19 protein-coding genes and 2 tRNA genes are annotated in these 18,869 nt (G+C 67.5%); 9 read left to right on the top strand and 12 right to left on the bottom strand.

Features of this window, described 5'->3' with window-relative positions; translation table 11 throughout:
* Positions 1–318 precede the first annotated feature (318 nt).
* Together ABIB25_RS16430 and ABIB25_RS16435 are read right to left on the bottom strand one after the other, a co-directional pair.
* On the bottom strand, positions 319–2,259 hold the full coding sequence (locus ABIB25_RS16430; protein ID WP_354529539.1) for an MDR family MFS transporter: 1,941 nt from the start codon (positions 2,257–2,259) through the stop codon (positions 319–321).
* Positions 2,259–2,843, bottom strand: a complete 585-nt coding sequence (locus ABIB25_RS16435; protein ID WP_354529540.1) for a MarR family winged helix-turn-helix transcriptional regulator — start codon at positions 2,841–2,843, stop codon at positions 2,259–2,261. Before ABIB25_RS16435 ends, ABIB25_RS16430 begins: the two co-directional genes overlap by 1 nt.
* A 182-nt stretch (positions 2,844–3,025) precedes the next feature.
* On the opposite strand from ABIB25_RS16435, the gene ABIB25_RS16440 reads away from it, so the two are divergent.
* Together ABIB25_RS16440 and ABIB25_RS16445 are read left to right on the top strand one after the other, a co-directional pair.
* Positions 3,026–3,280 carry a ribbon-helix-helix domain-containing protein gene (locus tag ABIB25_RS16440; RefSeq protein WP_354529541.1) on the top strand — a complete coding sequence of 85 codons (255 nt, stop codon included), beginning with the start codon at positions 3,026–3,028 and terminating at the stop codon, positions 3,278–3,280.
* Complete coding sequence (locus ABIB25_RS16445) at positions 3,277–3,654, top strand: type II toxin-antitoxin system VapC family toxin (protein WP_354529542.1); 378 nt, start codon at positions 3,277–3,279, stop codon at positions 3,652–3,654. Before ABIB25_RS16440 ends, ABIB25_RS16445 begins: the two co-directional genes overlap by 4 nt.
* On the opposite strand, the gene ABIB25_RS16450 is transcribed toward ABIB25_RS16445, so the two are convergent.
* Positions 3,629–4,999 carry an SPFH domain-containing protein gene (locus ABIB25_RS16450; RefSeq protein WP_354529573.1) on the bottom strand — a complete coding sequence of 457 codons (1,371 nt, stop codon included), beginning with the start codon at positions 4,997–4,999 and terminating at the stop codon, positions 3,629–3,631. The genes ABIB25_RS16445 and ABIB25_RS16450 overlap by 26 nt on opposite strands.
* 287 nt (positions 5,000–5,286) lie before the next feature.
* Between ABIB25_RS16450 and ABIB25_RS16455 the strand changes: the two genes are divergently transcribed.
* The 4 genes from ABIB25_RS16455 to ABIB25_RS16470 all read left to right on the top strand — a co-directional run bounded on the left by ABIB25_RS16455 (position 5,287) and on the right by ABIB25_RS16470 (position 8,552).
* Entirely contained in the window at positions 5,287–6,168 is an 882-nt protein-coding gene (locus ABIB25_RS16455) for a CPBP family intramembrane glutamic endopeptidase (protein WP_354529543.1), read from the top strand.
* Between the two features lie 169 nt (positions 6,169–6,337).
* Positions 6,338–6,410, top strand: a tRNA-Lys gene (locus ABIB25_RS16460).
* Positions 6,411–6,509: 99 nt separating this feature from the next.
* Positions 6,510–8,054: an MFS transporter gene (locus ABIB25_RS16465; protein ID WP_354529544.1), complete on the top strand. Its 1,545-nt coding sequence runs from the start codon at positions 6,510–6,512 to the stop codon at positions 8,052–8,054.
* A gap of 105 nt (positions 8,055–8,159) precedes the next feature.
* On the top strand, positions 8,160–8,552 hold the full coding sequence (locus ABIB25_RS16470) for a PPOX class F420-dependent oxidoreductase (protein ID WP_354529545.1): 393 nt from the start codon (positions 8,160–8,162) through the stop codon (positions 8,550–8,552).
* Between the two features lie 36 nt (positions 8,553–8,588).
* Here the strand turns inward: ABIB25_RS16470 and ribD are convergent, their stop codons facing one another.
* A complete protein-coding gene (gene ribD / locus ABIB25_RS16475) occupies positions 8,589–9,638 on the bottom strand; it encodes a bifunctional diaminohydroxyphosphoribosylaminopyrimidine deaminase/5-amino-6-(5-phosphoribosylamino)uracil reductase RibD (protein ID WP_354529547.1) in 1,050 nt (349 codons plus the stop codon).
* A 116-nt stretch (positions 9,639–9,754) separates the two neighbouring features.
* Between ribD and ABIB25_RS16480 the strand changes: the two genes are divergently transcribed.
* Complete coding sequence (locus ABIB25_RS16480) at positions 9,755–10,213, top strand: MarR family winged helix-turn-helix transcriptional regulator (RefSeq protein WP_354529548.1); 459 nt, start codon at positions 9,755–9,757, stop codon at positions 10,211–10,213.
* On the opposite strand, the gene ABIB25_RS16485 is transcribed toward ABIB25_RS16480, so the two are convergent.
* Complete coding sequence (locus ABIB25_RS16485) at positions 10,210–11,541, bottom strand: reverse transcriptase family protein (protein WP_354529549.1); 1,332 nt, start codon at positions 11,539–11,541, stop codon at positions 10,210–10,212. The genes ABIB25_RS16480 and ABIB25_RS16485 overlap by 4 nt on opposite strands.
* A 277-nt stretch (positions 11,542–11,818) precedes the next feature.
* Positions 11,819–12,775: a hypothetical protein gene (locus tag ABIB25_RS16490; RefSeq protein ID WP_354529551.1), complete on the bottom strand. Its 957-nt coding sequence runs from the start codon at positions 12,773–12,775 to the stop codon at positions 11,819–11,821.
* 190 nt (positions 12,776–12,965) lie between these two features.
* Between ABIB25_RS16490 and ABIB25_RS16495 the strand changes: the two genes are divergently transcribed.
* Positions 12,966–13,463, top strand: coding sequence for a sigma-70 family RNA polymerase sigma factor (locus tag ABIB25_RS16495; protein ID WP_354529552.1), 498 nt, complete (start codon positions 12,966–12,968; stop codon positions 13,461–13,463).
* Positions 13,463–14,227 carry a hypothetical protein gene (locus tag ABIB25_RS16500; RefSeq protein ID WP_354529553.1) on the top strand — a complete coding sequence of 255 codons (765 nt, stop codon included), beginning with the start codon at positions 13,463–13,465 and terminating at the stop codon, positions 14,225–14,227. The genes ABIB25_RS16495 and ABIB25_RS16500 overlap by 1 nt, the downstream gene beginning before the upstream one ends.
* 47 nt (positions 14,228–14,274) lie before the next feature.
* Here the strand turns inward: ABIB25_RS16500 and ABIB25_RS16505 are convergent, their stop codons facing one another.
* The 6 genes from ABIB25_RS16505 to ABIB25_RS16530 all read right to left on the bottom strand — a co-directional run.
* Positions 14,275–15,141 (bottom strand): phosphotransferase, encoded by an 867-nt coding sequence (locus ABIB25_RS16505; RefSeq protein WP_354529554.1) that lies wholly within the window; start codon positions 15,139–15,141, stop codon positions 14,275–14,277.
* Positions 15,142–15,301: 160 nt separating this feature from the next.
* Positions 15,302–15,374: transfer RNA gene (locus ABIB25_RS16510), tRNA-Thr, on the bottom strand.
* 79 nt (positions 15,375–15,453) lie between these two features.
* The gene (locus ABIB25_RS16515) at positions 15,454–16,278 is read right to left on the bottom strand and encodes a PSP1 domain-containing protein (RefSeq protein WP_354529555.1); all 825 of its coding nucleotides are present in this window, start codon (positions 16,276–16,278) and stop codon (positions 15,454–15,456) included.
* 103 nt (positions 16,279–16,381) lie between these two features.
* Complete coding sequence (locus tag ABIB25_RS16520) at positions 16,382–17,560, bottom strand: DNA polymerase III subunit delta' (RefSeq protein WP_354529574.1); 1,179 nt, start codon at positions 17,558–17,560, stop codon at positions 16,382–16,384.
* Between the two features lie 11 nt (positions 17,561–17,571).
* Positions 17,572–18,438 (bottom strand): class I SAM-dependent methyltransferase, encoded by an 867-nt coding sequence (locus ABIB25_RS16525; RefSeq protein ID WP_354529557.1) that lies wholly within the window; start codon positions 18,436–18,438, stop codon positions 17,572–17,574.
* Positions 18,439–18,553: 115 nt separating this feature from the next.
* A partial coding sequence (locus ABIB25_RS16530) for a hypothetical protein (protein WP_354529558.1) occupies positions 18,554–18,869 on the bottom strand: 316 nt, incomplete at its 5' end.

The following is an 18,869-nucleotide window of genomic DNA, read 5'->3' on the forward strand; positions in this document are numbered from 1 at the left end:
CGCATACGGTTGAGCCCGAATTCCTCGTCCAAGCGGCGATTTCGGTCACTTCCGTATGCGCGGCGCACTTCTGCATGGGCTGAAGCGAGGAGCGGCGGCGCCGGGGCGGGCGGCCCGCGAGAGGGTTCCGCGCTGCGCATACGGTTCTGACCAAATTCGTTGCCAACGCGGCGATTTCGGTCGCTTCCGTCTGCGCAGCGCAGTTCCGTCTGCGCAGCGCACTTCTGTATGCGCAGCGCAGTTCCGTCTGCGCAGCGCAGTTCCGTATGCGCAGTGCACTTCCGTATGCGCAGTGTTCGTCAGGGATTCTGCGCTGGATCAGGCCTCGTGCTTGCCGTGATCGGTTCCGGATCCCACGCTCTGGCCGTTGGCCAGGAGGTCAGACTCGGCGATCAGATCGGCCACCGCGACGTGCTCGCCCGTTGCCTCCGGCGAATGTGCCGGAACGTGGTGGCCGGCAGTGCCGTCCACGGATTCCGATGGCGCGGACGCGGGAACACCCTGACCGCCCACATCCGAGGCGGCCCCGGCGGATCCGAGAGTGGCCGTCGCCGTTGCGGTGGCGGTCGTTCCGGCCGGGGTCGGCAGGGTCTCGGCGTCGAGGCTGGCCTGCTCCATCTGCGTCTCCTGCAGCGCGGACATGGTGCGCAGCGGAACCTGCTTGATCATCGTGACCAGCCCGAAAGCGATCGCCATGCAGATCGCACCGCAGATGTAGACCACGTGCGTCGAGCTGACGAATCCGACCTGGTAGGGGTGCGCGATCAGCGGATCGATCTTGCTCAGGAAGGACGAGTCGATCGTCAACTGACCACCGAGCGACCCGAGGTAGGACTGGACGGGTTGACCGGCAGCAGCTGCCGCCTTGCCTGCCGCCTGCTGGAACGAGGGGTCGGCCGAGGACACCCTGACCGCCTTGCCGATGTTGTCCGGCAGCGTGTTGAAGAGCAAGGACAAGAAGACGCCGACACCCAGCGTTCCGCCGAGCTGACGGAAGAAGGTCGCGGACGAGGTGGCGACACCGATGTCCCGGGCCGGCACCGAGTTCTGCACGGCGATGAGCAGGGTCTGCATGCACAGCCCCAACCCGAGACCGACGAGCGCGAAGTAGACGGCCAGCTGTGGGTAGTTGGTGGTGACCTTGATCGTCAGGAGCAGCAGGAACGCCACCACCAGGATCGCCGTACCCATCACCGGGAAGATCTTGTACTTGCCGGTCCTGGAGGTGAGCTGGCCGGAGGCGATGGCGCCTACCATCAGGCCCACCATCAGCGGCAGCAACTGCAGGCCGGACTGGGTCGGAGTCACACCCTTCACCAACTGCAGGTAGAGCGGGAGCATCGAGATGGCGCCGAACATACCGACACCGACGAGGGCGTTGACGCCAAGGCCGATGCTGAAGGTCGGGGCCTTGAACAGCCGCATCGGGATCAGCGCTTCGTCCTTCATCTTGAACTCGACGAAGATGAATGCGGCGACTCCGACGATCGCAACAGCGATCAGGCCGAGGATGCGTCCCGAGGCCCAGCCCCAGGCGCTCCCCTGCTCGGCGACGATGAGGATCGGGACGATGCCGATGACGAGAGCCAGGGCGCCCCACCAGTCGATGCGGTGGTTACGACGGACGTGCGGGATGTGTAGCACCTTGTAGACGACGACCAGGGCAATGGCCCCGATCGGGACGTTGACCAGGAAGACCCAGCGCCATCCGGCGATGCCCAGGATGCTGCTGCTGCCCGCGAAGAACCCTCCGACCAGCGGCCCGATCACCGAGGAGGTGCCGAACACGGCGAGGAAGTAGCCCTGGTACTTGGCCCGTTCGCGGGGAGGCACGATGTCGGCCAGCACGGCGAAGGCCATCGAGAACAGACCACCGGCTCCGATGCCCTGGAAGGCGCGGAAGGCCGCCAGCATCGGCATCGACGTGGCGAACGAGCTCGCCGCCGACCCGACGATGAAGATCGAGATGGCGAACAGGAACAGGGGGCGCCGGCCGTAGATGTCCGACAGCTTGCCGTAGAGCGGGGTGGTCACCGTCGAGGTGATCAGGTACGCGGTCGTCACCCAGGCCTGGATGTTCAACCCGTGCAGGTCGTCACCGATGGTCCGGATGGCCGTGGAGACGATCGTCTGGTCGAGGGCGGCCAGCAGCATGCCCAGCAGCAGGCCGACCAGGATGGTGAGGATCTGTTTGTGGGACAACCCCGCCGGACTGGGCGGGGCCACGCTCTTCGGCGCGGATGTTTCGGTGGTGGCCATCAGTTGGACCTCTCGGTGCTGGCTTGCGGGTGTGGTGGTGTCGCTGCTTGTTGTTCGGGCAGCACGGGTTTCGGGTTCTGGAGGGAATGCGTCCGGCTCATCGTGTGGATGACCTCGTCGCGGCGGGATTCGAGCCGGTTGGTGTAGCAGCGGAGCAGTCGGAGGAAGTCGCTGCGGTCGAGATCCGGCCAATCGGCGATCATCGGCTCGATCATCTGGCCGCGGTTGACGAAGTGCTCCTGCACCCGCGTCACGCCCAGTTCGGTCGGCACGAGGATGGACGCTCGCCCGTCCTCCGGATCTGCCTTGCGCTCGATCAGGCCGTTCTTGACCAGCGTGGCCACCTGTCGGGAGACGGTGGACGGGTCGGCGCTGGTGGTCTCGGCGAGCTCCTTGGCCCGCTGCGGCCCGTCCTTGACCAGCCTGACGAGCAGGAACAGGGCGGCAATCTCGGGATCGGCGGTGTTCGCGACCTTGGCCTTGAGGTTGCCGTAGAGACGCATGAGACTGATCAGGGCGTCGGCGATCTCGGCGGCCTGGTCGAAGTGGCCGATCTGCTCGGCCTCGGTCACGTTGCTCGTCACGATCTCCCACCCTCCCTCTCACACTTGCTTGCGCAGTACATCTAGTTGCCGCCCGCAATCATGCACCGATAGTTGTCGTCGAGCAACTAAATTTCTGTGCATTTCGTCTCTGCATAGATGCAAGGGCCGATGACCTGACCCACCTTTCCTGACCCAGCTTTCAAGTGATGTAGGCTTACATCATGATGAATCGGACGCAGATCTCGTTGTCGAACGACGAGCGTCGGGTTCTCGATGCAGCAGCGGCGCGGACCGGGCGGTCCATCGCGGCGCTGATTCGTGACGCCGTTCAGACGGTCTATGGCGCGGAGCGGTCGAGCGAGGACGACCTGGCCATCATGCGGCGCACGTTCGGAGCTTGGCGCGACCACGACATGGACGGCGCCGCTTGGGTCGACGATCTGCGATCCGGGTCGCGCCTGCGCCACGACTCGTGACGGTTCTCGTCGACACCGCTGTCCTGATCGATTACCTGAGAGGCCATGGAGGTGCAGCGGCCGTACTGGAGAACGCCCGCGAATCGGCGCCGCTGTTGGCCAGCGAGATCACCCGACTCGAGGTGCTCGCAGGCATGAGACCGGCGGAAGAACAAGCCACCCGATTGCTGCTCTCGACCCTTCGGTGGCACCCGGTGGACGCTGATGTCGCAGAGAAGGCAGGAGCGCTCGGTCGAAGATGGCTGCCCAGTCACCACACCATCGACGGCGCCGACCTTGCCATCGCCGCGACGGCGATGCTCACCGGCTCGAGCCTTCTCACGCGCAACGTCCGACATTTCCCGATGTTCACCGATCTCCAGGCCCCCTACTGATGCCTTTGCGGTCAAGATCGGTTTCAGGTTTGGCGGCAATTCCGGCTCTGACCGAATCGAAGATCGCCAATCCCTGACTTACCAGTCCAGAGGCGATCTCGCCCAGTCCGTCGGATCCGTTCAGCACGGTGACGTTGGCCTTCGCCAACCCCTGTGCGGCTTCCCGGACGATCTGTGGGAGTTGCTCGATCAGCAGCTGATCCAACGAGACCCGATTGTTCGAGGCAGCCGCCTCCGCCTGGATTCTCGTCCGCTCGGCGTCGGCCTGCGCCAAGACCCTGATCCGCTCGGCCTCGGCCTCGGCCGGCTTCACGACTTCGGCGACCAGCTGCTGCTTGCGGAGTTCGGCATTCCGCGTGGCCAATTCCGTCTGCGCCGCCAACACCTCGCGCTGCGAAGTGGCCTGCGCCAATGGCCCCGCCTGGGACGCTTCAGATTCGGCCTTGTCCACCTCGGCCTTCGCCTTGGCCCGCACGATCGACGTCTGACGGCTGAACTCGGCCTGGGCCCGTTGCGACTCCTGCTCGGCCTGCGCCGCAGCCTGATTGGCCTTCGCCTTGGCTACCAGGATCTCCGAGTCGTACTGCGCCTCCACCACCTTGGTCTGACGGCTGAACTCTGCTCGCGCCCGCGCCGACTGCTGCTCGGCCTCCGCCGCGTCCTGATCGGCCTTGGCCTTGGCCACCGACACCTCCGCCGCCAACTGCGCCTGCACGATGGTGGTCTGCCGGGCGTACTCGGCCTGCGCCCGCATGGACTGCTGCTCGGCCTCGGCCGCGGCCATGTCCGCCTGTGACTGCGCGATCTGCGCCTGCCGTTGGATGGCGGCGTTGTGCGGGGCGGCCATCGCCGCGATGTAGCCGAGCTTCATGTCGTCGATCGACTGGATCTGGAACGCATCGACGGTCAAGCCGATCTTGGCCATCTCCTGCTTCGACCCGTCCAACACGCCCTCGGCCAACTTCTGCCGCTCGGTGACGATCTCCTCGACCGTCATCGACCCCACGATCGACCTCAGATGGCCGGCGAAGATCCGACCCACCAGCACCGACATCTGCGACTGATCGGACAGGAAACGCTGACCCGCGCTCACGATGCTCTCGACATCGCTGCCGACCTTGAAAGCGATCACCGCCCGCACATTCAGAGCGATGCCCTGCCGGGTCACGCACGCCTCCGTCACCTCGGACTCCGCCATGGACAGCGACAGGAACCGGGCCTTGCGGAAGAAGGGAGTGACGAACGCGCCGTGCCCGGTGACCACCCGGAACGGCACGTCACCCGCCGCCTTCCCACCGGAGATCAACATCGCTTCATCCGGTTCCGGCACCTGATAACCGAACACCCGCATCGCCCCGTTCTCTCAACGCCACCGACCAGATGCCCGGTCACGGTCATCGTCCATCACTGCCCCGTGACCGCCGCCGTCGGGCCCGGTTCGCGGCCGTGATGAACCTGCCGACCACCGTCGGGCCTGCGGTACCGTCGGACACCGGTCGCGAACCTGCCCGGGACCAGCACAGGGTTGAGGGCAAGGGGGGCGATCACCCGATGCTCGATCCATGGGCACCACCGGTCCCAGGACGGACGCCACTCCGGCCAACTGCCTGGACAGCCGACGTCCGACCGCGGATGAGTCTGCGTTCCGTCCCCGACGGCCGATCCCCCGTGCCGTTCACGTGGTGGCTTCCGGTGGTCGCCCTGCTGGTCCTGGCCGTCACCACGGCCGCCGTCCTACCTGGAAATCACCCGTTGGCCTGGCTGATCGGCGCACTCGTCGCCAGCATCGCCGGCTATGCACTGGCATGGGCGGCGATTCGACCTGCTCCCCTATGGACCGGACCACACCTCGTTCTACCCGGCGCAGCGCAGCAACGCCTGGACCGATCCGACCCTCCCACCATTCGGATCCCCGTCATCCGCCCGCCGCGACCGGCACGCACCACCAGGCTGCTGGTGATCTCCGCGGCGTTCGCCATCGGGTCCAGTTCCGGCTGGTCCCTGCTTGTCGGGATCCTCTACCACCCCAAAGCCCCGACCTTCCGGAGCGCCACCACCCGCGGGGCCGGCCTCCTGGTCTCGGTGTTGAACTCGGTCATCACCTCGGTGCTCGAAGAATGCGGAATGGCGCTGCTGATCCTGGCCGCCGCCGGGTTGGCCGAGCGCCTCCTGCCCCGCCGATGGGACGACCGATCGGTCGCCGTCACGGCAATTCTGGTCGGAACCGTGGCCCGGACCGCGCTGCACATCCCGCTCTGGGGCGTCGGGGCGATCGGCCGGATCGGACTGTCGTTCGCGTTGGCGTGGCTGTTCTATCGCACCCGACGAATCTGGCCACTGCTGCTCGTCCACACCCTCTGGGACACGCTCGCACTCCAGACCCTGAATTCCCCATCCCTCGGCGTCCGGGGCTTCTGCGCCCTGGCGATCCTGGCGTGGGGCATCACCGGCGTCACCTTCGCCGTCATCGCCACTGCGCGAAGCCGGCGAAATCTCCGTCCCGCCCGTCTTTAGACCGGACGCCCCTCCCGTCTGCTCCGGGCCGCCGGCCCACGGCGGTCCCCGGGCCGTCGTTCGAAATCTCTGGCCGCCTCCCGTACGGTATGGATGCAGTGGAGGTCGGTGCACCCGCAGCTCGAGCGTGCTCAGGCCCCCGGAAACAGCCGTCAGGCAGCAGCGATCAGGGCCTCTAGCTCAATTGGCAGAGCAGCGGACTTTTAATCCGCGGGTTGTGGGTTCGAGTCCCACGGGGCCCACTCACCCATCGACCCCAGCCCTTCACCCGTTCGTCGCAGTCTGCAGGTCGGCTCCGACGAAGGGAATGCGGGCGGCGTCATCGGAGTTGGATCTTCGTTGTGACCTCTACGCGAGCAGCGAACCCGTCGGCCGCTGTCTCGGAACCATTGGATCAGGTCCTCTCCCCCCCGGAGATCGAACACCGGGCACACCGGTTCTTCTCCCCCTACTTCCTTGCCGTCGCACTGTCCCTGCTGGCCCTGTCGCCGTTCATCGTGCTGACGATCGCCACCTCGGTGGTGACCGACCTGATCGCGCGCAGCCTGCACGCGCCGCCCAGCACCCTGGAGATCGGGTCGGGGATGTCCAACGCCGGGTACGCCCTGGGGGCGGTCGTCGCGGCCGACCTGGCCCAGCGGTTCGTGCAGCGGCATCTGTTCCTGATCTACGAGGCGGTGTTCGTCGGGGCGTCACTGCTGGCCGCGTTCGCGCCCAATGCTCCGTTGTATCTGGTGGGCCATGTGCTGCAGGGAATGGCCACCGGGTTGCTGCTGGTCGCGGCGCTCCCGCCGCTCATCCTGCGGTTCCCGCCGACCCGTCTGCCGGTGACGGTGGCATTCGTCAACGTCGGTCTGTTCGGTGCCATCGCCCTCGGACCGTTTCTCGGCAACGTGTTCGCCCACATCGGCCAGTGGCGATGGCTGTTCATCGCGGCGGCGGTGCTGGGGGCGCTGGGCTGGATCGCGGCCTGGTTCGGCTACGACGCATGGCCCCCGATGAATCCCGATCTTCCGGTCGACAAGCCGGTGTTCCCGCTGGCGATCGCTGCGACCTTCCTGCCCTTTCTCGGCAGCGCGCTGGCCGGTCGGGTCGGTTTCGGCTCACCATGGTTCTGGGGGCCGATCGCGGTCGGTGTGCTCGCTCTGCTGACGTTGATCGTCTACGAGTACCGACACCGCCGTGAACCACTCATGCCGGTGCGCGCACTGTCCAGTTCCCTCCCCGTCTCCGGCACCATCGGTGCGATGTTGGGGGGCGGCGCCTTCGTCGCCGCGCTGTCGTTGATCACCCGGACCCAGAGCGAGCGGGGCGTCCCGTTGCTCGCGGCGGGCCTGCAGTTGCTGCCACTCGTCGCCGGGGTAGCCGTGTCCTCGATGCTGTTCCACCGCTACATCACCCGATCCGGCCTTCCGTTGCTGGCCGCGTCGGGACTGGTCGCCATCATCGCCGGCATCGGTGTTGCGCTGTCAGTGGCCTGGTCTGCCAACCCCGCCTGGTGCATCCCGATCGCCAGCGTGCTCCTTGGATTCGGAGCCGGCTCCGCGGTGGCTCCGGCCCTGTTCCTGGCCGGCCTCGGTGTCGAGTCCCAGAAGATCGGCCGGGCCTTCGCACTGATCGAACTGTTGCGCAGCGAGGCGGCGTTCCTGATCGCGCCCGTGCTCCTGGTGCTCGCCGTCCACGTCGGCGGCCTGGCCGGGATCCGGGAGGCGCTGTTCCTCTCGCTCGGGATCGCCGTCCTGGGACTGTTCCTCGCCGTCTTCGTGTACGTCGCGAGCGGAACTCGTCGCCACGACCCCGAGATCAACTCGTGGCTGGGTGGAGACGGGGCAGCACTGCACTCGCCGCGGATCCTCGCCCGCCTCCGGGGACTCCCGCTCGACTGACGTCCGATCGCGGGCGCACCTGGTCGTCGATTCCTTCGCCACGGCCTGACGGGCCTGGCACCCTCGGGGGGGGACACGCGGGAACCAGTGGCGTTGACTGTCGACATGACAGCAACCATTCCTGACGCCTACGCGCGATTGCTCAGCGAGCCCAACTGCGGTCACCTGGGGACCATCCGCCCCGATGACACGGTGCAGGTCAACCCGATGTGGTTCGAGTTCGACGGCGAGCACCTCAAGTTCACGCACACCACGAAGCGGGCGAAGTTCCGCAACCTGCAACACAATCCGTCGATGAGCCTGTCGATCTCCGATCCGGAGAACCCCTACGACTTCATCGAACTGCGGGGGAAGCTCGTCGAGATCGTTCCCGATCCGACCGGTGCGTTCTACGTCCGTCTCGGGAAGCGGTACGGGAACGCCGGGCAGCAGCCGCCGCCGGACAGCCAGGACCGGGTCATCCTGGTCATGAGCATCGAGAAGACCGCCACCAAGTAGCTTTCCGATCGGACGGCGCGGTCGCGGGGGGATTGGTCAGGGCTGGAGCGAATAGCGAAGCCGGACGTCGGGGCCGAATCTGTCCACGGCGCGCAACTGCGCGGGGTGGGCGTCGGCGAGCGTGCCGACGGCGCTCCCGTCCAGGACGGAACGTCCGGAACCCAGCACGAGAGGTGCTACGTAGAACAGGATCTCATCGACGAGGCCCTCGTCCAGCATGGCGGTGGCCAGGCGCGGACCGCCCTCGAGGAGCACGTGTCGACGCCCCCTTCGGTACAACTCGTGCAGCACCGCGGCCACGTCCACCCGTGAACCGTTCCCGAATTCGGCGGCGGTGGCAATCAACGTCTCCGCGTCGGCGTTGCGCACCTTCGCCTCGGCCGGCGTCCGCCCGGGCGAGTCGATCACCACCCGCAGGGGTTGCCGAACGACCGGCCGGCCCTCGGCATCACGCACCGTCAGCAAAGGATCGTCGGCCAGGACCGTTCCGACGCCCACCATCATGGTGTCGACCTCCGAGCGCAGGCGATGCACATCGGCTCTGGACTCCGGCGAGGTGATCCATCGGCTGGTCCCATCGGCAGCGGCGACCCGGCCGTCGATGGTGACACCGGCCTTGAACGTCACGAACGGCCGCGCGAGTCGGGTCGCGGTCAGCCACACCCGGTTGACATCCTCTGCGGCAGAATGAGAATCGGAGATCACCACCACCTCGACTCCGGCCTCGCGCAGCATCTCGACGCCGCCGGCCGCCGCCGGCCAGGGATCGCGCACCGCCACCACGACTTTCGCCACCCCGGCCGCGAGAAGAGCCCGGGAGCAGGGTCCCGTGCGCCCGGTGTGATTGCACGGCTCGAGGGTGACGACGGCCGTTGCCCCCAGCGCGGCGTCTCCGGCGTCGGACAGGGCCACTACCTCTGCGTGGGGCCCGCCGGCCCGGTGATGAAAGCCCTCGCCCACGAGCGATCCCGCCGGCGAAAGCAGCACGCAGCCGACCACTGGGTTGGGCAGGGCGGTGCCGGCGCCGAGTCCGGCCAACTGGACAGCCCGGACGAGCGCGCCGGATTCGGCCTCGTTCAACGTCATCCGATGATTCTCGCCTCCGCCCAACGGGGGGTGTCGGCAGGGGTTGCCTTCACGTCCTCGAAGCAGGTGAAAGTTACTGCGGCAAAGGTCATCGGGATCAACGGTATGATCTGCCAGTGAATGACGATCCCTGGCTGAGCGACGAGCAGCAGCTGGCCTGGCGGACTTTCCTCGAGATGACGGCGGCACTCAACGCTCGCATCGAACGTGATCTGCAACAGGCCGCCGGCATGCCCCATGCCTACTACCTGATCCTGGCGATGCTGTCCGAAGCCCCCGGTTGGTCGATGCGAATGAACCAGCTGGCCGACATCGTCCAGGCATCGCAGTCAAGGCTCTCGCATGCGGTTGCCCGCTTGGAGGACTACGGCTGGGTGCGGCGCGAGCAGGCAGCAGGCGACAAGCGGGGCCAGCTGGCCATTCTCACCGATGCCGGCCACACACGCCTGGTGGAGGTAGCCCCAAGCCACGCAGAAACCGTGCGGTCGACCATGTTCGATCCTCTGTCGGACGCTCAGCTGGTCGAGTTCCGGGAGATCTGCGCGACCGTGCTGACCCAGATGAAAGACGACTAGTCCCACGCGATCTGACCGAAAGTGGCCAGCAGAAGTCGACCCTGCCCGGGATCCAGCATTCCCACCCAGGCGATCCGGCCCCGAAGATGGGCGCGAAAGTCGTTGACGCCTGATCTGTTCTGACTGCGAGGGCCTTGGACGACGCAGTTGTGCAGGATCGCGCGCAGCAGGTCGTACTCCTCGCGCGGCACCCGCGTCCGGTGGTTCACCACCACTGACGTCACCTGCTGACGGCTGGCGGAACCGCTGATCCTGGTCTTGGCGTGGTTGACCGTGAATCCTTCCTCCCGCACGATTCTTCCGACGGCGGCGACGATGCCACGCGCGGTCGCCTCCCGCCCAGAGCCGGAGAAGGTCAGGTCGTCTGCGTACCGGGTGTAGGTCGCACCCAGGGCGTCAGCGTAGGCCGCCAGTCGACGATCGAGCCGAAAAGCACTGAGATTGGCCAGATGCGGCGATGTCGGCGCGCCCTGCGGCAGGTGCGGCTCGGCCAGCCGTCGACGCAACCGGAAGGCCCCGTCATCCCGGCCACTGGTCGGCATCGCGGTGAGCACCGCAGTCGGTGTTCGGTGCGTGCAGAGTCCGGTGAGCAGATGGGCCACCGGTTCCGGGTACCCGGCGGTCCGGAAGATTCCGTAGACCCGGCCGCCCGTGATGGCTGCGAAGAAGGACTGCAGATCGAGATTGACGACCCAATCTGCCCGCACATGCTGCTGCGCAGCGGTTCTGACACTCCGACCCGGCACGAACCCGTGTGCCGCAGCATGTGTCGGGATGGGCGCCACCATCGTCTCCAACACTCGGCGCTGCAGGATCTTGAGGCGATCGAGTGGGGCCTCCAAGAGCCTGGCGCCACCATTGCGGGTCACCACCCAGGTCGAGCGATAGTGATGCAGGCGCGGTGATCTCGCCCGACCGAGCCACTCCTTCGGGTCGGCGAAGGCCAGCAGTTCCCCCAGCGTGACACCGAGGTGATCGGCGAGATCCCCGGCGTGGTCGACGGCCATCACCGGAAACCGTGGTGGCGCCATCGAAGTCGGCGTCGTCAATCGGTGCACGGGCCGCGGCACCCGGCCGTCGCGACGCTCGGCCCGGCGGTCGAGTTCCGACATGGTCGCGGTCATGCCCACGAAGGCGGCCAATTCTCTCGGTCGTGCGGACGGCGGCCGCGGATAGGCCTCCAGCACTTCGCGGACCAGTCTGCGGACCCACCCGTGCCTGGCCTCGAGAACCTGCACAGCCCGATCCCGGAGGCCAGGTCCGGTCCATGGGCCGGCGAGAAACGCATCGGCGAGCGCGGTGGTCAGCCTCAGACGATCGTCGATCATCGTCTCCTCCCCCATCGTGACGGTCGACGGCGACCGGTGACCTGTCCCCTCCAGGCGGGCATCTGCTTCCGCGGAGCGGAACGCCATGCCTGCGACGTGATGCGTTACTACGGTGATGAACCCCGGGGTAGCCCCGGAGCAGCCGGCCGACCTTCGCCAGTAACCCAAAGGACGAACCAGCGGTCTCGCCCGCCGCCGTCGACCTACGCATCAGCGTGTCACACCGGGATCCGGAGCGCCGGACCGGAGTCGATCCGCCCGCGAACTGGAGAAAGGTTCAGTTCCCGCCGGGGAGGTCGTCCTGGAACAGCATCCGCCGCACGAGGTCGGGGGTCTGGCCGGTGGTATCGACGGTGATCCGCACCATGGACGGTGTACCGCTGAGGATCTCGACGACCGCACCGGGGAGCAGTTGCTTGTACGGTCGCCGGGAGGCCTTCGAACTTCCCGAGGCCAGGTCGGTGCGGACCCGATCAGCCAACGCTGCCGCTTCGTCGGCGGAACCGGCTCCGCGACAGATCACCGAGGTGATCTTGTCCGCGGTCGCCCGGACGCCGACAGCGGTCGGAGACTGTTTTGCCTTCTCCGCGAAGCCCGTGCCCTGGGCCATCACGACGTCACCGAGGCAATTGGTCCCCGCCGCGAGAACCGCGCCGGACCCCGCGCCCTTGCCGGATCCGGCGAGTGACAGGTCGGCTCTGGCGCCCCCGAGCACCACGTCCGCGCCCGCCGGGCGGATCTGCGGTACGGAAATGGTGAGGACCGCGGTTTCATCGGCTGCATTCGTCAGGTCGATGGCGCGAATGAGCGTGCCACTGCCCTTCCAACCCGACTTCGTCGCGGCAGCCGTCACGGCCGCCGCATCCTGCCCGCCTGACACCACCACCAACGTGGCCGGCGGTGCCCCGACGTTCAGGATCGACGTCGACTTGCCGAGATCGATGCCCAGGGCATCCGTCATCAATACCCGGTATGTGCTCAGCGACCCGCTGCCGGCGCCGATCTCGTAGCCCCAGACCTTCTTGTCGGCCGCTGCCAGCGCCTCGAGCCGGACCGTGTCGCCGAATTCGAAATCGCCGTTGTCCCCCAGGGCCGCGGGGGCGACGCCGGCGAGCGCACCGCTCAACGCCGGCGCCGCGGTCGCGGGCGTCGGTGAGCCGGTGGTCGCGCTGGTGCAACCGGCGAGGAGAGCGGCGAGCAGGACGCCGGACGCGTACCTCTTCATCGTCGTCATCTGCCGACGGTATGACGATGTCCTGCCCACCCGCAGCCTTTCGGCGCGGATGAACCGGGGACAAGATCGACATCTGGCACCCATCCGGACATCCCGGTCCCGGCTCGGCCCAGTTTGGCGGGCGATGCAGCGTTTCGGGAGTCCCCCGACATTGGATAGTTGACAGGGTGACGCCGACGAAGGGGCGGTCGTGGAGTTCGAGACGTTCGTCGCGGCGGAATTGGCCGGCCTGACCCGGTTCGCCGGTGTGCTGACCGGGGATCGTCAGACGGCGCACGACGTGCTGATCGACGCCCTGCTCATCGCCTCACGCCGGTGGATCGAGATCGGTGCAATGAAGCGCCCTTCTGCCTACGTCCGCCGGATAGTGGTGACGACTTTCCTGGCGGAACGCCGAAAGGTGATGCGTCGCAACACGAAGCCCTGTGATGACAGCGAGCTGCTCGACAGAACCGAGGGGGATCGCACTGGCCAGGTCGAGACCCGTCAGGTCCTCGATGATCTGCTCCGACTGCTCCCGCGGCAACAACGGACCGCGGTTGTCCTCCGCTACTACCTGGACTACGACGATGCCGGCATCGCGGAAGCGATGTCGATCTCGGCCAGCGGCGTGCGATCGAACATTTCCCGCGCCCTGGCCACCCTCCGACTGACCCCCGACGTGCTTGAACTCGAGAAGGACCACTGATGGACACTCAGGACCTCCGTGAGGTGCTCGGCGAGCAGGAGCGTTTCGCCCCGGAACAACAGGGGGTCCTGCGCGAGCTGGCCCGGCTGCGTCGATCAGATGGAGGCGGCCGCCTACGACACGCCTGGCTCGCCGGGATGCTCGCCGCGGCGGCTGTCGTCGCGATCATCGTGGGTCTCACCGGTCTGGCGTCCCGGCCCGATTCGTTGCCGGGTGGCCCGACGCCGGCTGCCACCTCGACACCCTCGACGTTCACCAGCCGGCAGACGGTGACCACCGCCTCCACGGCGGAACTCCCTGTGCAGTCGCGGGAGCGCCAACTGTCCGAGCAGGCGGCGCGGGACGCTGCCGTTTCCGCGGACCAGGCAGCGCAGGCCGCGGCGAACGGGGCCAGAGCTGCGATGACGACCTGCTCGCGCGCAGCCTCGGTCTCTGTCCTGACCGGCGGCGAGGCGGACGATCGGAAGGTCACGGCAGCTGCCAACGCCTGTGCCCGTGCGTTCGGCGCGCGACCCGGCTACCGGGTCGAGTGGGTCGAGAGCACGCTGGGCTCGGTGCAGACGCTCGTCACCGGTCACCGCGAGGGTGGGGATCGAGCCGTCGTCGCCGTGCAGGTCGACGGTACTTTCGCCCGGGCCGGCCAGTCCGCCGAGCACGAGACGATGCTGTTGCTCGTCTTCCTGGACGGGGGTTCGCCCACGGGGGTCGATGCACCGACCAATCCGATCGAACTGTCGACTCTCGGTGTCGTGCACCGGAACTGAGATGAGCGGGGTAGGCCAATCCTGCTCGACCCTCGCCTGATCGACCTCTACAGGTCGTCCAGTCGCCTGGTGACCGCGTCCAGAGTCGGCCAGGGTGGAGCCTCTCGTAGCAGGCGGAGAAACTCTTCTCCGAATCGCCTTCCATTCGGAAACTGGTCGCCAAGCTCCCAACGCCACGCTGCGAGCATTGCCAGGACGAGCTGTCGGCACTCGCCCAACAGAACCTGGTCGACGTTCGGGTAGTACTCGCAGACCTCGTCGGGAGCGTGGGCGAGGTCGAACTCGACCGGTCCACGGCAGCACGTCTCGAGGTCGATGAACAACGGGCCGCTCTTCGTGCTGAGCACATTTCCCGGATGTGGCTCGCCGTGCAGCAACTGCTCCACGGTGCCCCGCTCCCCGATCGCTTGTCGCAGCCGGGCCAGCGTGCCGCTGAGAAACACCCGATCTGCCTCGGGTAGCTCCGGCGAAAGATTATGGTGGGCAACGACTTCGTCCGCCTCTCTGACCCGGTCCATGAAGCTCGGGCTCGGCATGTCGACCCTCCGCATGCCAGCGTGCAGTCGCTCCAGCGCCGCGGCGTAGTCCACTGGCGACACGTGAGGTGTGGCGGGCTCGTAGAAGGTCCACAGCGTCACGGCGAAGCCGTCGCACGTGTAGACCCGCGGGTCCACCCGAGGCTCCAACGGACAGACCGGGGCGCCGACCTCGGTCAGCCGTTGAGCGAGCTCGACTTCGAACTGTGCAGCCTCCCGCCCTGCAGGGGCAACGCGGGCAAGGACGTCGCACGGTGTCAACCGCAGCGCCAGCTTGTTCGAGTTCTGCAAGATGATCGCGCCGCCGGTCGGCAGGCCGAGCGATACGGCGATTGACGACGCAGCCGCGATCGCACGCGCGGTGTCCGGCACCTCCATGCGATGATCTCCTCGATTTGCCAACCGCAGCAACGCCGCCAGCAGTCCGCTGTCCAAGGGCTCAGCCGCCGATTCGCTGCCAGCGCGGAGTCCAGTCTGTCAGTCGTCATGCAAGAGGCCCGGTCACCTGTGCATCCAGGAGACCGGGCCGCTGCCGTTGAGCCCCTTTACGGAATCGAACCGTAGACCTTCTCATTACGAGTGAGACGCTCTACCGACTGAGCTAAAGGGGCAACCGGACCAGTTTAACCGCTCCGCGGACCACTCCCGCACGGTCGGAAGCCGCACCCCGCCACTGTGTGGTTGCGCGGATCAACTCGGCGGGCGGGAGTCGTAGGCCTTGCGGGCGCTGCAGACGGAGGCCTTCGGGCAGACCTGCTTGGTGCCGTCGGAAGCGAGGCGGATGACGACGGACTCACCGGGCACGGAGTGCGAGATGACGGTGCCGGGGCCGGCCGGCGAATCGACCGGCTCGCCGATGGCCGGCGTGGTGGCCTTGAAGTCCTGGTAGAGCGGGTGTTCGTACTTCAGGCAGCACATCAGCCGACCACAGGCGCCGGAGATCCGCATCGGGTTGGCCGGCAGGTCCTGGTCACGCGCCATGGCCAGCGTGATCGGCTCGTAGTCCTTCAGGAACGTTGAACAGCAGGTGTCGCGCCCGCAGGTACCGATCCCGCCGGTGACTCGCACCGAGTCCCGCGCGGCCAGCTGGAGCAGCTCGACGCGCGAACCGAGGGTGGCTGACAGGTCGCGGAGCAGGGAGCGGAAGTCGACCGTGTCGGGCGAGGAGTAGTAGATGACGGTCTTGTTGTTGGCCGGCTGCGGATCGACGGCCAGCACCTTCATCGGCAGGCCGTGCTCGCGGATCAGCTTGCGGCTGGCGACCAGAGTGCGGGCCTTCACCTTGCGGGTCGACTCCTGGTCCGCCAGGTCGGCGGCGGTGGCCGGTCCGAGCAGGACGGGGAAGCCGTCGGTGGGCTCCGAGGAGTATTCGGCCGCCCACATCACCTGTGCCACCACGGGTCCGCGATCGGTCGGGAGGAGCACGTGATCACCCACCTCGACGTGCAGATCACCAGGGTCGGCGTAGTGGAGTTGCCCGTTCGCCGTGAACGTGACCGCGCAGAGCATTCCCATGACGAGGACGCTACGCGCTCGGGTCCTCAACCCCCGCCCGGCGTTCGTTGCGTCCTGCAGAGTGCTCGCTATAGCGAGCACTCTGCAGGACGCAACGGGCGGGTCAGCCGCGGTAGAGCTTCATCATCATCGACTCGACGGCGATCTGGGGTTTCACGTTCTGCTCGATCGCCTCGCGGCAGGCGAGCACCGCGTCGAGTCTCCGAAGCGCGCCGACAGCACCGTACCGGGCGGCCGCCGTGTCGACCTCCCTGGCCATGTCGGGGTTGGTCAACTCCACCGAAGCACCGAGCCCGCGGGCGATCACGTCACGGTAGAAACCGGACAGGTCCACCAGCGCCCGGTCCAGTACGTCCCGCTCGGTCCGGGTCGATCTTGACTTCTGCCGCTTCTCGAGATCCTTGACCACACCGGCTGTTCCGCGAGCCGCACCGATCGCACCCCGACCCGTTCCGCCCGCCCCGAGCGCCGTCCTGAGCTCCTCGAGCTCAGCCCCGTCACGCCGGTCGGAGACCGTCTTCGCCTCGCCCTTGGCCGCGGCAAGCAGGTCACCGGCCTCGTTGAAGACGTCGCTCATCGACCGCAGCGCACCGGGCAGCGCGAGGATGCGGCTGCGCTGGTCCCGGGCCTCCTCGTCCCGCGCCAACCGGCGGGCCCGGCCGACGTGACCGGCCGCCACGGACGCCGCCCACTGCGCCATCTCCGGGTCGATGCCGTCGCGACGGATCAGCACCTCCGAGATGGCCGCCGCGGGCGGGATGCGGAGCGAGAGCACACGACAGCGCGAGCGGATGGTGACGGAGACGTCGTCCGGGTGGGTGGACGGCGCGCACAGCAGGAAGATGGTGCGCGGTGGCGGTTCCTCGATCGACTTCAGCAGCGCGTTCGACGCACCCTCGGTCAGCCGGTCCGCGTCCTCGATCAGGACGATCTGCCACGGCCCGGTGACCGGCCGTCGGGCGGCCAGCTGGACGACGGCGCGCATCTCCTTGACCGAGATGGTCAGGCCCTCGGGAACAACGGACCGGACATCGGCATGGGTGCCGGACAACACCGTGTGGCAGTGCGAGCAATGACCGCAGCCCCGGTCCGGGCATTCCAGAGCGGCGGCGAACGCTCTGGCCGCCACCGACCGGCCGGATCCGGGCGGGCCGGTGAACAGCCAGGCGTGCGTCATCGCCGCAGTGGGGACGCCCGGGTCACCGTGGGCGGCGGCGACCGCGATCCGCAGCACATCGACCGCTTCGGGCTGGCCGATCACGTCGGCGAAGACGCCGGTGATGTCGGGAGCTCTCACGAGGACGATCCTGGTACCGCTCGACCGAGCGCGACGAGCGAGTCCAGCCTGGTGACGTTGCTGCGGCTGACCGGCGACGTGACGATGCCGGTCAGCGACAGCCCAGCCTTGGCGGCCAGCAGCCGCAGGGTGGCCGGCGTGTAGTGCCAGATGTGCTGCTCGGGCTTGAGGGTCCACCACCGGCGTCCCAGCAACCGGGCCGGCAGCGACGAGAGGTACGGGACCGAGAGGGCGAAGATCCCATCATCGGCGAGCCGGGACCGGACCTCTTGGAGGAACGCCAACGGGTCCGGGACGTGCTCGAGGGTGTCCCAGAAGCAGATGACGTCGAACTTGTCCGCGTCAGGAACGGGAGCGTCCGCGAGTTGCCCGCAGAAGACGTCGAGATCCAGGTTGCGCTGCGAGTGGGTCGCGCCGGTCCGGGAGAGTTCGACCCCGGCCACCCGGTAGCCACGATCGCGCGCTGCAGCCAGGAAAAGTCCGTAGCCGCTGCCGATCTCGAGCAGGCGTCCCGGTGTGGCTCCGCTCTCCTCGGCGATGCGATCGAGGCGCCCGGCGGTCCAGGTGCGCTGCAGCACCATCGCGGGCGACCACTTGCTCTGGGCGCCGTAGACACCGCCCTCGAAGTAGGCGGGCTCGTCGTACAGGCGCTGCAGGGCATCGGACGTCAGCCGCGGCGAGATGAAGGCCAACTCGCAGACGGGGCACTTCACCAGCCCGAACGGCGCGAGGTCGTAGACCTGACGGCCGGGCACCCCGCACAGGCAGCAGACCACGGTCTCGGTATCGGCCTCCGTCCACGGGGAAGCGACGCCGGAGGCAGCGCTCCGCTCCGTACTGGATCTGTCGACTGATTCGCCCACGCTGACGTCCTCCGACCGGCAGCGGGGGATCTTCCCGAGAGGACCGCCGGTACGGAGCCTGCTCGACCCGGCCTCACACGACTCCTGCGTCGACCGAACTTTGGTGAAGACCAACCTAACCCAGCCCACCGACATCGAGGCGGGCCGAAGGCTCGCCGGAGATGTCGGTCCTGGCGCAACCGGGTGAGAGTGGCTCCGAAACGGACCACGACGGCAGCCGCGCAGAAACCCAGACATCGAGGCGGGCCGAAGGCTCGCCGGAGATGTCGGTCCTGGCGCAACCGGGTGAGAGTGGCTCCGAAACGGACCACGACGGCAGCCGCACAGAAACCAGCAATCGAGGCGGGCCGAAGGCTCGCCGGAGATGTCGGTCCTGGCGCAACCGGGTGAGAGTGGCTCCGAAACGGACCACGACGGCAGCCGCGCAGAAA

The organism is Nakamurella sp. UYEF19, from assembly GCF_040546275.1.
Classification (GTDB): domain Bacteria; phylum Actinomycetota; class Actinomycetes; order Mycobacteriales; family Nakamurellaceae; genus Nakamurella.